The sequence below is a fragment of the Aeromonas sp. PI_26 genome, assembly GCF_027854445.1.
Classification (GTDB): Bacteria; Pseudomonadota; Gammaproteobacteria; order Enterobacterales; family Aeromonadaceae; genus Aeromonas; species Aeromonas veronii.
The window spans coordinates 183,945-196,664 of sequence record NZ_JAJNOE010000001.1; the positions used below are offsets into that span (position 1 = coordinate 183,945).

General features: G+C 60.9%; 12 protein-coding genes. 6 read left to right on the forward strand and 6 right to left on the reverse strand.

Annotated elements, in window-relative coordinates:
- Window positions 1–36 precede the first annotated feature (36 nt).
- The 4 genes from LRL22_RS00820 to asnS form a co-directional block, all read right to left on the reverse strand.
- Complete coding sequence (locus LRL22_RS00820) at window positions 37–693, reverse strand: adenine nucleotide alpha hydrolase (RefSeq protein ID WP_270904478.1); 657 nt, start codon at window positions 691–693, stop codon at window positions 37–39.
- Between the two features lie 171 nt (window positions 694–864).
- The gene (locus LRL22_RS00825) at window positions 865–2,208 is read right to left on the reverse strand and encodes an anaerobic C4-dicarboxylate transporter (RefSeq protein WP_005337916.1); all 1,344 of its coding nucleotides are present in this window, start codon (window positions 2,206–2,208) and stop codon (window positions 865–867) included.
- A 373-nt stretch (window positions 2,209–2,581) separates the two neighbouring features.
- Window positions 2,582–3,337 carry a substrate-binding periplasmic protein gene (locus LRL22_RS00830; protein WP_270904479.1) on the reverse strand — a complete coding sequence of 252 codons (756 nt, stop codon included), beginning with the start codon at window positions 3,335–3,337 and terminating at the stop codon, window positions 2,582–2,584.
- A 110-nt stretch (window positions 3,338–3,447) separates the two neighbouring features.
- Window positions 3,448–4,848 (reverse strand): asparagine--tRNA ligase, encoded by a 1,401-nt coding sequence (gene asnS, locus LRL22_RS00835; protein ID WP_270904480.1) that lies wholly within the window; start codon window positions 4,846–4,848, stop codon window positions 3,448–3,450.
- 200 nt (window positions 4,849–5,048) lie between these two features.
- Between asnS and LRL22_RS00840 the strand changes: the two genes are divergently transcribed.
- Window positions 5,049–5,393 (forward strand): hypothetical protein, encoded by a 345-nt coding sequence (locus tag LRL22_RS00840; protein WP_005350469.1) that lies wholly within the window; start codon window positions 5,049–5,051, stop codon window positions 5,391–5,393.
- A 9-nt stretch (window positions 5,394–5,402) separates the two neighbouring features.
- Here LRL22_RS00840 and LRL22_RS00845 read toward each other — a convergent pair whose 3' ends face one another.
- Complete coding sequence (locus LRL22_RS00845; protein WP_005350472.1) at window positions 5,403–6,215, reverse strand: HAMP domain-containing protein; 813 nt, start codon at window positions 6,213–6,215, stop codon at window positions 5,403–5,405.
- 176 nt (window positions 6,216–6,391) lie between these two features.
- Window positions 6,392–7,666 (reverse strand): adenosylmethionine--8-amino-7-oxononanoate transaminase, encoded by a 1,275-nt coding sequence (gene bioA, locus LRL22_RS00850; protein ID WP_270904481.1) that lies wholly within the window; start codon window positions 7,664–7,666, stop codon window positions 6,392–6,394.
- 193 nt (window positions 7,667–7,859) lie between these two features.
- Between bioA and bioB the strand changes: the two genes are divergently transcribed.
- From bioB to htpX, 5 genes are all read left to right on the forward strand, one after another.
- A complete protein-coding gene (bioB, locus tag LRL22_RS00855; RefSeq protein WP_270904482.1) occupies window positions 7,860–8,945 on the forward strand; it encodes a biotin synthase BioB in 1,086 nt (361 codons plus the stop codon).
- On the forward strand, window positions 8,945–10,141 hold the full coding sequence (bioF, locus tag LRL22_RS00860; protein WP_270904483.1) for an 8-amino-7-oxononanoate synthase: 1,197 nt from the start codon (window positions 8,945–8,947) through the stop codon (window positions 10,139–10,141). The genes bioB and bioF overlap by 1 nt, the downstream gene beginning before the upstream one ends.
- Window positions 10,134–10,949, forward strand: a complete 816-nt coding sequence (gene bioC / locus LRL22_RS00865; RefSeq protein ID WP_270904484.1) for a malonyl-ACP O-methyltransferase BioC — start codon at window positions 10,134–10,136, stop codon at window positions 10,947–10,949. Before bioF ends, bioC begins: the two co-directional genes overlap by 8 nt.
- A gap of 60 nt (window positions 10,950–11,009) precedes the next feature.
- A complete protein-coding gene (gene bioD / locus LRL22_RS00870; protein WP_270904485.1) occupies window positions 11,010–11,687 on the forward strand; it encodes a dethiobiotin synthase in 678 nt (225 codons plus the stop codon).
- Window positions 11,688–11,797: 110 nt separating this feature from the next.
- Window positions 11,798–12,670, forward strand: a complete 873-nt coding sequence (gene htpX / locus LRL22_RS00875; RefSeq protein WP_069527876.1) for a protease HtpX — start codon at window positions 11,798–11,800, stop codon at window positions 12,668–12,670.
- Window positions 12,671–12,720: the final 50 nt, after the last annotated feature.

Genomic DNA, 12,720 nt, shown 5'->3' on the forward strand with positions numbered 1-12,720 from the left:
TGTCCCTGAACGAGCGTGCCAGATGGCCTGAGGCCGTTACCCCTGTGGCTCGGCCAGATAAGCCAGATGATCCTGCCGCGCCACCTGCCAGCCATCGAGGCGCAGCGGGGCGGCAAAACCCGGGCCGTCGGTCACCATGGTGTGGTACTCCCCCTGCTCGCCGCAGGCATCGAAGCCCTCGCGCTCGGCCAGTTGCTGCAATTCCACGAGGGTGGCGGCATCGAGGGTACGCCCAGTCCACTCGGGAGCCAGCACCCGGGTATCGACGCAGGAGAGGTGGGCGACGATGCCGCGCGCCAGCATATCCGCCAGCAAGGCTTGGCGAGATTGCTGCCAGAGCGGGGTATGGACGGTGAGACCCAGCGGGCGGCAGCGTTCGCGGATCCAGTTAGGCGCACCGCCCACGCTGTCGATATCGCCGGTGACTACGCCATCGAGTTGCCACTCCTCCTTGAGCCGCGCCAGTGCCCGCTCATAACCGAGATCGAACGGCGCTTCTATGGTGACCAGCAGATGGGGCAGCTCTAGGGCTTCCGCCTGACGGCGCACCAGTGGCAAGGGGTGAGCGAGAAATCGGGGCTCTGGCGGGGCAAAGGTGGCCAGTGCCACCACCTGATGGCCCGCTTGGCGGGCATGACAGAGGGCCAGCATGGCATCTTTGCCACCGCTCCAGAGCAGGATGACGCGAGACATGGATGAGATTCCGGTGGTGAACGAGGGGGCATGCTACCCAGCGGCGGGGGCAGAGGTAAAGGTATTGTGTCCGGAAATGGCGGCGGGAAAAGGGTTGGGGTCACAGAGCGGGGAAAAAAGCAGGCCCCCGAAGCGGGGGCCTGTCTGGCAATGTGTTAAACGCGACTGCGATTAAAGCAGGATGCTGGTGAGGATAAAGCCCAGCGAGCAGGAGGTCACCACCCCGATCAGCCCCGGAATGATGAAGCTGTGGTTGATGATGAACTTGCCGATGCGGGTGGTGCCGGAGCGGTCGAAACCGATACAGGCCAGATCGCTCGGGTAGGTCGGCAGCACGAAGTAGCCGTAGCTCGCCGGCAGGAAGGCGATCAGCAGCTTCGGCTCCACACCCAGCGCCAGACCCATGGGGGCGATGGCGGTGAGGGCAGCGGCCTGGCTGTTTACCAGCTTGGAGATGAGGAACAGCACCAGGGCGTAGGTCCAGGGCTGGGCCTGTACCACATGGGCCAGGGTCTCTTTGAGCAGCGGCATGTGAGCCTGGAAGAAGGTCTCACTCATCCATGCCACCCCGAATACGGAGAAGATGGCGACCATGCCCGCCTTGAAGACGGCGCCGTTGGCGATCTCGCCCGGCTTGACCTTGCAGCGCATCAGGATGATGGCACCGGCGATCAGCATCATCATCTGGATCACCAGGTTCATGGAGAGCGGGCCGGTCTTGTCCTTGATGGTGAACACCGGACGCAGACCTTCGTTGGCACCGAGCAATACCACGGCAGCGATGGCGGCGAAGAAGATCCAGGTAGACCAGTAGGCCTCTTTCGGGAACTTGGTGTTGAGCAGGGTTTCACCACCGCCGTAGATGAAGGCGCGCTGCTCCGGGTCTTTGATCTTGGCCTGGAACTCTTCGTCCTTGTCCAGATCCTTGCCGCGACGCAGGCTCCACAGGGCAGCCACGATGACACCGGTCAGGGAGGAGGGGATGGCGATCATCAGGATGTCGAGCAGGCCGTAAGCCTGACCGATACCGTGACCGGCCGCCAGAATGGAGACCATGGAGACCACGGCAACCGATACCGGGGAGGCGCAGATGGCCATCTGGGAGGCAACGGAGGCGACAGCCATCGGGCGCTCGGGACGGATGTTCTTCTGCAGCGCGATGTCGGCGATGATGGGGAACATGGTGTAGACCACGTGGCCGGTACCGCACAGGAAGGTGAGGGTCCAGGTCGTGAGCGGCGCCAGGATAGTGATGTATTGCGGGTGACGGCGCAGCAGACGCTCGGCCACTTGCATCATCAGGTTGAGGCCACCGGCAGTCTGCAGGGTAGCGGCACAGCCGATCACCGCCAGAATGGTCAGCATGACCTGAACAGGCGGTTCGCCCGGCACCAGGCCGAAGACGAAGGTCAGCAGGAAGAGACCGATACCACTGATGAGACCGAGTCCCATGCCCCCAAAGCGGGTACCCAGCAGCAAGCAGCCGAGTACCACCAAAAATTCCATCAAGATCATTCCGTTACCTCGTGTGATTCAACCCATATTGCCGCGGGTAGCCTGAACCATGAATTGTCATTGTCTGTTTTATTTAGCCCAAAAGGGTTAGTTGCTATTCTGCTCCCCTGAAAAAGTGAAAAAATTGAGTTACTTCAATAACTCGATGAATTTTTGATTAAACCACTTAAAAACCACGTACTAACAAAAACATCATTTTGTCACCAAGTGGTATCACTCGGGGCCAAGCCATCGGGTGGTCATGGTGGCTGCGCAGAGTGGCAGCAGGGCTGCAGGGGAGGGGCATAAAAAGGGCTCGATTGCGGCAGAAGAGGGTGAAAAAGCCAGCGCTCAGGCTATTTTTGCCAGCAAGGGCTGACTTCAGCGGGTTGGCTCACTTGGCCGCAGGTGCTTGCTGCAGATAGCGGCGCTGATAATCCTCGCTCAGCTTGGCAATATCCAATCTGGCAATGGCCTGTGCCACCCGTTGCTGCAACGCCTGTTGATCGGGACGAAACATGATGTGCAGGCTCTTGTGTTCGAGGATCTTCGGGTGAAACAGCAATCCGGCGCTGCTCAGCTTGCGATCATGGTTGATGAGCCAGTGGAAGACATCCCGGTCGATCACCGCCAGATCGAGCCGGTCGCGCTGCAATTTGCGCAGGTTGAGCAGGTCTGCATCGACGGCGGCAGTGTTGAGGCGCTTGTTGGCCATCAGGGCATCGAATTCACGGGTGTTGACGTATCCCTCCACCACGCCGATCCGGTAGGGGGCGAGATCCGTGAGCTGCTGCCAGGGGATGGGGGGGCCTGAACGCTGCGCCATGCCCAGCACGCTGTCGCCCACGCTGGGGGAGCTGCGCCACAGGGTCGGCAGGGTGTCGGAGAGGTACTCGGGAAAATAGCCGCTATAAGGCTGGGTCGGGTCGGCCGCCAGCCGCACTGCCCGCTGCCAGGGATAGAAGTCGAACGTCACTTCCAGTCCCGCCTCGGCAAAGGCGCGTTTGACGATATGACCGGTGAGGCCGCCATCGGGCAGGCTCTGGCTGGTGTAGGGGGGCCACTCCAGGGTGGTCAGACGAACGGGATCGGCCCACAGTTGAACAGGCATGCAGGACAGCAATAGCGAGAGCAGCAGGCGATATCCCATAGGCGACGAGTTCCTTGTGCCGGTTGATCCTGAGTATCACCCATAACGGTGACAATAAAAAAGCCGACCCACAGGTCGGCTTTTGCAATGCAGTGGCAAGATGCCGCTGATCAGAACTCGGCGGTACGCGGGGTACGCGGGAAGGGGATCACGTCGCGGACGTTGCCCATACCGGTCACGTAGACCACCAGACGCTCGAAGCCCAGACCGAAACCGGAGTGCGGCACGGTGCCGTAGCGGCGCAGATCGCGATACCACCAGTAGTCTTCCTGCTTCAGGCCCATCTCGGCCAGACGGGCATCCAGCACCTCCAGACGTTCTTCACGCTGGGAGCCACCGATGATCTCGCCGATCCCCGGAGCCAGTACGTCCATCGCGGCAACGGTCTTGCCGTCGTCGTTGAGGCGCATGTAGAAGGCCTTGATATCTTTCGGGTAGTTCTTCACGACTACCGGAGACTTGAAGTGCTCCTCGGCCAGATAGCGCTCGTGCTCGGAGGAGAGATCGATACCCCAGGAGACCGGGAACTCGAACTTCTTGCCGCATTTTTGCAGCACTTCGATGGCGTCGGTGTAGTCGATCTGGGCGAAGTCGGAGGAGACGAAACGCTCCAGACGGCCGATGGCATCCTTGTCCACGTGCTGGGCGAAGAACTCCAGATCGTCGCGACGCTCGGTCAGTACGGCGTTGAAGACATACTTCAGCATGGCTTCGGCCAGTGCGGCGTTATCTTCCAGATCGTTGAAAGCCACTTCCGGCTCAACCATCCAGAACTCGGCCAAGTGGCGGCTGGTGTTGGAGTTTTCAGCGCGGAAGGTCGGGCCGAAGGTATAAACCTTGGAGAGTGCGCAGGCATAGGTTTCGGCGTTCAGCTGGCCGGATACGGTCAGGAAAGCCTCTTTGCCGAAGAAATCTTCGTTGTAGTCCACCTTGCCGGCGTCGGTGCGCGGCAGGTTTTCCATGTCCAGAGTGGAGACGCGGAACATCTCGCCGGCACCTTCGGTGTCAGAGGCGGTGATGAGCGGGGTCGCAACCCAGAGGAAACCCTCTTCGTGGAAGAAGCGGTGGATGGCTTGCGCCAGGCAGTGACGAACGCGGGTCACGGCGCCAACGATGTTGGTACGCGGGCGCAGGTGAGCCTGTTCACGCAGGTATTCGATGCTGTGGCGCTTGGCAGCCATCGGGTAGGTGTCCGGATCTTCGACCCAGCCGACTACCTTCACCTCGGTCGCCTGCAGTTCGAAAGCCTGGCCGCTGCCCTGAGAGGCGGCAACCACGCCGGTCACTTCCACGGAGCAGGCAGTGGTCAGACGCAGCACTTCATTCTCGTAATTGGCCAGGGTATTGGGGACAACTGCCTGTACCGGATGGAAACAGGAGCCATCGGAAATGGCCAAAAATGAGATCCCCGCCTTGGAATCACGGCGAGTCCGGATCCACCCTTTGACAGTTTGGGTGGTGCCGACCGGATACTTACCGGCCAGCACATCTACTACGGATGCGTGCGTCATCGAAATATTGTCTCCAGCTTGTTCTTGCAGCGCTATTTGCAACACTAGGGAGTCTGGCCCGGGCACAGGTGGCCCACCATGGCAGACTAAGCCGTCAATCTTACCCGCGCGGGTTTGATAAACAAGCAAAAATGTCGGACTCTGGTGGGGTTTTCGGCATGGTTCACTCAACAAGAGTGTCACGGGCGCAGGAGAGGTGGGTGAAAGATCGGCGGCATGGGCCAGATTGGCTGACACGGGTGTTACAGGGGCTGGTGATGCTCTGCTGGGGCGGCTTTATCGTGCTGCTCTCCCTTTACCACTATGCCCGGCCCGAAATTGCCTACGGTTTTCTGGTCTATGGCGGGATCGAGGTGCGCGATTATTGGGACCCGTCCCTTACCCCCTGGCTGGTCTACGGGCTCTGGAGCTGCTGCGCCCTGACGCTGGCGGTGTTGCTGCTGGAGCGCAAGCGCAGCCGCCGTCAGGATGACTCCCGGCATGTCAATCTGGCCATCCTGCTATTGGTGCTGATCGCCAGCTTGCTCTTCTACTACGTCGGTTAAGTGCTCGCCTCAGCGGGGCTGATCCGGTTCCTGCCTGCTGGCCTTGGTGCGCTTGCCGAGCTGTCGCTCCACGCTGTCGAGCATCTGGTTGTAGGCCACCGCCACCCGGCCAATCTCGTCGCCGTCATCCCCTTCCAGCCGGTGGCCGAAGTCGTGCAGGTCGGTGGCCTCTTCCATGGAACGGGTCAACTGGTTGAGGGGGCGCACGATCCAGGTGCGGATGACCCAGAGGGTCAGCAGCAGTCCCATCCCGAAGATGCCGGTGAGAATGAGCGCCGAGGTGAGAATATTCTGCTCGACCCGGGTAAACAGCGAATCGAGGGAGTAGTCAAAGCGCACGGCCCCTAACACAGTGTTCTCCGGCACCAGATGACAGCTGGTGCAGTCGGTGCCGCGAAAATCCTTCTTGGCCAGTAGTGGTCGGGTGACCACCAGACGGCTGTGCATGCCGTTGTGCACCACCTCCAGACTCCCTTTGCCCGCCAGAGCCAGCTCATCAAACTCATCTTTTACCTGTTCTGTCTCCCGTCCTGGCCCGAACTGTTTGCTCACCGCGTCGCCACGGACGATGCGGGCATCCTCCACATGGGCGTGGTCGAGAAACTTGCCGCGCAGGGTATCGCGGGCATCCATCTTGCCGGTCAGCATCAGCATGTTGAGGCCATCAAAGTAGGCTTCGGTCTGCTCGCGGCTCTGCTCCTTGATGAGCGTCAGGATGAGATCGCGCTCGCGCACCGCCTGATAGGCTGCGGAGAAGACCAGTACCATGGAGAAGATGAAGAGCAGGAAAAAGTTGATTTTGGCAGCAATGGAGAGGCGCATGAGCAGTCTTTCTTGATGGTAAAACCGCAGCAGTTTACCCCTCTTGGAGCCTCAGGTCTGGTGTTTTGCTCACATTACGGCAAGTGAAACTGCACTGAAGTGGATAAAGTTGCCCTCTTTATATATCAAATGTGGGTAGTCAAACGGGCGGCAGCGATGGCCGCCCGTTGCATGCATTAAAACTCGCCTTCGGTGATGGCCTGACGGATGGCGCCGGTCAATACCCGCAACTCTTCAGGGGTAATGACGAAGGGGGGCATCAGATAGACCAGCTTGCCAAAGGGGCGGATCCAGGCGCCCAGTTCGACAAACTTGCGCTGGATGTGCGCTACATCCACCCGCTCTTTCATCTCCACCACCCCGATGGCGCCGAGCACCCGCACATCCGCGACCGCCGGGTGCAGGGTCAGCTCTACCAGTTCTGTTCGCAGCTGATGCTCGATGGTGCGCACCCGCTCCTGCCACGGTGAGGCCAGCAGCAGATCGATGGAGGCGTTGGCCACCGCGCAGGCGAGGGGATTGCCCATAAAAGTGGGGCCGTGCATAAAGACGCCGGCTTTGCCGTCACAGATGGTGCGGGCGACATGCTCGGTGGTCAGGGTCGCCGAGAGGGTGAGGTAGCCGCCGGTAAGCGCCTTGCCCAGACACATGATGTCGGGGCTGATCCCCGCCCAGTCGCATGCAAACAGCTGACCGGTACGGCCAAAGCCGGTGGCGATCTCGTCGGCAATCAGCAGCACACCGAACTCGTCGCACAGGGCGCGCACCCACTGCAGGTAGCGGGGGTGATAGAAGCGCATGCCGCCAGCCCCTTGCACTATGGGCTCAAGTACGATGGCGGCGATCTCTTCGTGATGATCGGCCATGAGTGTCGCCAGCTCCACCACGCACTGTTCATCCCACTCGGCGTGGAAGCGGCAGCTGGGTGCTTCGACAAAATAGTGCTCCGGCAGGAATCCCTTGTAGAGCTCATGCATGCCGCCGTCCGGATCGCAGACGCTCATGGCGCCAAAGGTGTCGCCGTGATAGCCGCTGCGCAGGGCGACAAATTTGGCTCTGGGCGTTCCCTTGGCGTGCCAGTACTGCTGGGCCATCTTGAGCGCCACTTCCACTGCCACCGAGCCGGAATCGGCCAGAAAGACCCGATCAAGCCCCTTTGGAGTGATCTCCACCAGCTTGCGGCAGAGCTCGACCGCCGGGGCGTGGGTGAGGCCGCCAAACATCACGTGGGACATCTTGCCGAGCTGGGAGGTGGCGGCAGCATCCAGCTCCGGCACCTGATACCCGTGCACGCAAGCCCACCAGGAGCTCATGCCATCCACCAGTTTGCGGCCATCGCTGAGGGTGATGGTCACCCCTTTGGCGCTGGCCACTTCATAGCAGCGCAGGGGGTGAGTGAGGGAGGTATAGGGGTGCCAGATGTGGTGCAGGTCGAATTCTTGATTGGTCATTTATTGTTCTGTTGTCAATTGGTTTGATCTGGTCGGTGTTGACAGTCTACGCGTGCTCTCTACACTAGCCAACAATTTCAGCCACTTGGCACTGCGCATCACCCTGAGCGCGCGGGCCCGGCGGCGGGTTCTGTGGCCGTCCATCCCAAGATGGCGGGCGGAGGATCCCACTAATAACAACCGGAAGCCATGTATGAATGCTCTCACCGCGGGCGGTCACGCCCTTCGTCATGACTGGACCCTCGCCGAGGTTCAGGCCCTGTTTGCCCTGCCATTCAACGATCTGCTGTTTCAGGCCCAGACCGTCCACCGCGCCCACTTTGACCCGAATGAAGTGCAGGTGAGTACTTTGCTCTCCATCAAGACCGGCGCCTGCCCGGAAGATTGCAAATACTGCCCCCAGAGCGCCCGTTACCACACCGGGCTCGAAGCCGAGCGGCTGATGGAGGTGGAGAAGGTGCTGGAGCGGGCCCGCGAAGCCAAGGCCAACGGCTCGTCACGCTTTTGCATGGGGGCCGCCTGGCGCAACCCCAAAGAAAAAGACATGCCCTACATCATCCGGATGATCGAGGAGGTGCGCGGGCTCGGCATGGAGACCTGTATGACGCTGGGGATGCTGACCGCCGATCAGGCGGCGCGTCTGGGGGCCGCGGGGCTCGATTACTACAACCACAACCTCGACACCTCGCCGGAGTTTTACGGCGAGATCATCTCCACCCGCACCTATCAGGATCGGCTCGATACCCTGGAGCATGTGCGCAGTGCCGGCATGAAGGTCTGCTCTGGCGGCATCGTCGGCATGGGCGAGCAGGCCAAAGATCGGGCGGGCCTCTTGATGGCGCTGGCCAACCTGCCGCGCCACCCCGAAAGCGTGCCCATCAACATGTTGGTCAAGGTGAAGGGAACGCCGCTGGAGAACGAGGAGAACCTCGATCCATTCGAATTTATCCGCACCATCGCCGTGGCGCGGATCATGATGCCCGCCTCCCATGTGCGTCTCTCCGCCGGGCGGGAGAAGATGAATGAGCAGATGCAGGCCATGTGCTTTATGGCCGGGGCCAACTCCATTTTCTATGGCTGCAAGTTGCTGACCACTCCCAACCCGGACGAGAACAGCGATATGCAGCTGTTCAAGCGACTCGGCATTCGCCCCGCTCAGCGGGCCCAGAAGCCGGATCAGGTTCAAGAAGAGGAGCTGCTGGCCGAGGTGAGCCGCCAGAGCGAACCTGCCGAAATGTTTTATGACGCCACCCGCCCCCGTGCAGGGGCCGCTCGGTGATGAACGGCCCTACAGTAACGGGCCCCTTTGGGTTGGGCGCGGCGCTGGCCGAGCGCGAGCAGGCGGGTCTGCTGCGCAACCGCATCGCGACCGACGGGGCGAGTGGCGGGCGGCTCAGGGTTGCAGGGCGCGAATACCTCAATTTTTCCGCCAACGACTATCTGGGGCTGGCAGATCATCCCGCCATCAAGACCGCCTTCAACGCGGGGATTGAGCGTTATGGTACGGGCTCCAGCGCCTCGCCGCTGGTGACCGGTTACAGTCATGCCCACCAAGAGCTTGAGAAGACCCTGGCCGAGTGGCTCGGGGTGGAGGCGGTGCTGCTCTTCAACTGCGGTTTTTCCGCCAATCAGGCGGTGCTCAAAGCCCTGCTCGGCAAGGATCATCTGCTGTGGCAGGACAAACTCAACCACGCCTCCCTGCAGGAGATGGGCAGCCAGCTCCCCTGCAAGATGAAGCGCTTTGCCCACAACGACATGGCGGCCCTTGAACGGCAGCTTGAGCCAAATCGCGGACTGATTGTCTCGGAAGGGGTGTTCAGCATGGACGGGGATCAGGGCCCTTGGCGCGAGCTCGCAACCCTCGCCGCCCAAAGCGGCAACTGGTTGATGATCGACGATGCCCATGGTCTTGGTGTGCTGGGATCCGAGGGGCGCGGCACCCTGGCGGCGCAGGGGGTTCCTTCTGCCAGCGTACACATCCAGATGGGCACTTTTGGCAAGTCGCTTGGCGTCGCCGGTGCCTTTGTCGGCGGCAGTCGCGAGCTGGTGGAGTATCTGGTCAACTTTGCCCGCCACTATGTCTACAGCACCCATATGCCCGCCGCGCAGGCTTGCGCGGTCAGCAAGAGCATCGAACTGGTGCGCGCGGCTGATGAGTCCCGCGCCCATCTTGGCCAGCTGATCGCTCGCTTCCGGCAAGGGGCAGAGGCGTTGGGTTGGCAGCTTGGCGCGAGCGATACCCCGATCCAGCCGCTGCTGGTGGGGGAGAGCAGCACCGCTCTGCAACTGGCTGAACGGCTGCGGGAGCGCGGCGTCTGGGTGAGCGCCATCCGCCCGCCCACTGTGCCGGTCGGTACGGCCCGGCTGCGCATCACCCTGAGTGCGGCTCACCGCGAGCAGGATGTGGATCGCCTGCTCGATGCCTTGGGGGTCAGCCCTGAAGTTACAACGCTTGGGGAGGCTCACTATGGCTGAGCGTTTTCAAACGGTCGACAAGGCGCAGCTTGCTCGCCGTTTCGGCGCCGCCGCTCGTCATTACGATGCCCATGCCCGCTTTCAGCAGGAGGTGGGTCAGGCGCTGCTGGAATGGATGCCAGACAGGCTGGTTGGCACTGATCTGACGGTGAGCGGGCTGGATCTGGGCTGCGGCACCGGCTTTTTCTTGCCCCAACTGGCGAACCGTTGTCACCAGCTGGTGGGGCTTGATCTCGCCCCCGGCATGCTGGCGCAGGCCGCCTTGCGTGGCAGCGGTGCTCGCCTGCTCTGCGGCGATGCGGAGCAGCTTCCTTTCGCCGATAACTCGTTCGACTGGGTTTTCTCCAGTCTGGCGTTGCAGTGGTGCGAGCGTCCGGCCCAGGCTTTTGGCGAGTTGCTTCGGGTGGTCAAACCGTGCGGCCAGATCTTTTTCTCGACCCTGCTCGATGAGTCGCTCTGGCAGTTGCGAGCCGCCTGGCAGCAGCTTGATGGTCGCGCCCATGTCAATCGCTTCCTCAGCCTGCCACAATTGGAGCAGGCGCTGGCTAGCGCCGGGGTATCTGCTCCCGAGCTGCGTTGTATCACCTGGGATCTCGCCTATCTTGAATTGCCGCAGTTGTTGCGCGATCTCAAGGGGATTGGGGCCAATCAGATCAACGACAATCAAGGGGGCGCCGCCCCGGCCGGTCTGAGCGGTCGCGCCAGATTGCAGCAGCTGGCTCAGGCATATGAAGCATTTCGCCAGCCCGATGGCAGGTTGGTCGCCAGTTATCGGGTGTGTCTCGGTCGCCTCAGCAAGCCTCGCTGAGCGCTGGGAATTGCAGTGTGTGCAGGGCAGTGAGCCACTCCCTGCCAAGGAGAGAACCATATGAAATCATTCTTTATCACCGGCACAGATACCGATGCGGGCAAGACGCTGGTGGCACGCACTCTGCTGCGCGAATTCAGCGCACAGGGGATCCGCTGTGCCGGCTACAAGCCTATCTCGGCAGGGTGTGCCCGAACACCCGATGGATTGCGCAACCTCGACGCTGTTCTGTTGCAGGAGGCGGCGAGTGTTCAGCTGCCTTATGAGGTGGTCAATCCCTTTGCCTATGAGCCGCCGATTGCGCCACATATCGCTGCCAGCGAGGCGCGCCAGCCCATTACCATGCAGGGGCTGAGCGAGGGGCTGCGCAAGATTGAACAGGCAGGGGCCGAGCTTGCAGTAGTGGAAGGGGCGGGGGGCTGGTATCTGCCGCTGGAGCGCAAGCATCTGCTGTCGGATTGGGTGAAGCAGGAGAACATGCCGGTGATTTTGGTGGTGGGGGCCAAACTGGGCTGTCTCAACCATGCACTGCTCACCTTTGCTGCCATTCGCAACGATCGGTTGCCAGTGGCGGGATGGGTTATTAATCGCCTTCACAGTGCCATGAGCCACTATCAGGAAAATCTGGACACCCTGAGGGGGATGTTACCGGCCCCGTTTCTGGGGGAAATTCCCTTTATAAATAATCCATTTGAGGCTGATTTGCAGGGGCGGCTTGATATCTCTCCGCTCTTGTGACGTCACATTCAGCGAACATTCATCGAGTCTCCCTAAAATTCATCCATAACATGGAGATAGGGAGGTCGAGTGATCTATCTCCGTGTCTTTAATTCTCACAAGGAGTCTATATGAAGCGAATTATGCTATTCCTGGTGACCAACCTGGCCGTCATGCTGGTGCTGGGGGTGGTACTCAATATCCTGTTCTCGGTTCTGGGGATCAACAAGTCCAGCATTTCCGGGCTGTTGATGTTCTGTGCCGTGTTCGGTTTTGGGGGTTCCTTTATCTCCTTGCTGATGTCCAAGTGGATGGCCAAGCGCAGCTATGGCGTCCAGGTCATCGAGCAACCCCGTAACGAGACCGAGCACTGGCTGGTGAGCACTGTGGCCCGTCAGGCCCGCGAAGCGGGTATCAAGATGCCGGAAGTGGGGATCTACGACTCTCCCGAGATGAACGCCTTCGCTACCGGTGCCCGCCGCGATGACTCGCTGGTGGCCGTCTCCTCGGGTCTGCTCTACAGCATGAGCCGCGACGAGGCAGAAGCGGTGCTGGCCCACGAGGTGAGCCACGTGGCCAACGGCGACATGGTGACCCTGACCCTGATCCAGGGGGTGGTGAACACCTTCGTGATGTTCTTCGCCCGCATCGTGGCTGGCGTTATCAGCAACTTCTTCAGCTCCAACAACGAGGAAGAGAGCAGCAGCACCGGCGGTTTTGCCTACATGATCACCGTGTTCGTGCTGGAGATGCTGTTCGGTATTCTGGCCTCCATCATCGTCATGTGGTTCAGCCGTCAGCGTGAGTTCCGTGCTGATGCCGGTGCCGCCAAGCTGGCCGGTCGTGACAAGATGATTGCCGCCCTTGAGCGCCTCTCCCGCGGTGCCGAGCCTCAGCTGGAAGGCTCCATGATGGCCTTTGGCATCAACGGCAAGCGCTCCATGAGCGAGCTGTTCATGAGCCACCCGCCCATCGAGCAACGCATCGCCGCCCTGCGTGGTTGATAGATGCTGGATGACAGGGGATAACCCCGCATAAAAAACGGCTGCCTTCG

Coding starts and splice junctions, on each gene's coding strand:
- LRL22_RS00825 (WP_005337916.1), bottom strand. CDS start 2,208: ATGATCTTGATGGAATTTTTGGTGGTACTCGGCTGCTTGCTGCTGGGT.
- bioA (WP_270904481.1), bottom strand. CDS start 7,666: ATGACCAATCAAGAATTCGACCTGCACCACATCTGGCACCCCTATACC.
- asnS (WP_270904480.1), bottom strand. CDS start 4,848: ATGACGCACGCATCCGTAGTAGATGTGCTGGCCGGTAAGTATCCGGTC.
- htpX (WP_069527876.1), top strand. CDS start 11,798: ATGAAGCGAATTATGCTATTCCTGGTGACCAACCTGGCCGTCATGCTG.
- LRL22_RS00830 (WP_270904479.1), bottom strand. CDS start 3,337: ATGGGATATCGCCTGCTGCTCTCGCTATTGCTGTCCTGCATGCCTGTT.
- bioC (WP_270904484.1), top strand. CDS start 10,134: ATGGCTGAGCGTTTTCAAACGGTCGACAAGGCGCAGCTTGCTCGCCGT.
- bioB (WP_270904482.1), top strand. CDS start 7,860: ATGAATGCTCTCACCGCGGGCGGTCACGCCCTTCGTCATGACTGGACC.
- LRL22_RS00845 (WP_005350472.1), bottom strand. CDS start 6,215: ATGCGCCTCTCCATTGCTGCCAAAATCAACTTTTTCCTGCTCTTCATC.
- bioD (WP_270904485.1), top strand. CDS start 11,010: ATGAAATCATTCTTTATCACCGGCACAGATACCGATGCGGGCAAGACG.
- LRL22_RS00820 (WP_270904478.1), bottom strand. CDS start 693: ATGTCTCGCGTCATCCTGCTCTGGAGCGGTGGCAAAGATGCCATGCTG.
- bioF (WP_270904483.1), top strand. CDS start 8,945: ATGAACGGCCCTACAGTAACGGGCCCCTTTGGGTTGGGCGCGGCGCTG.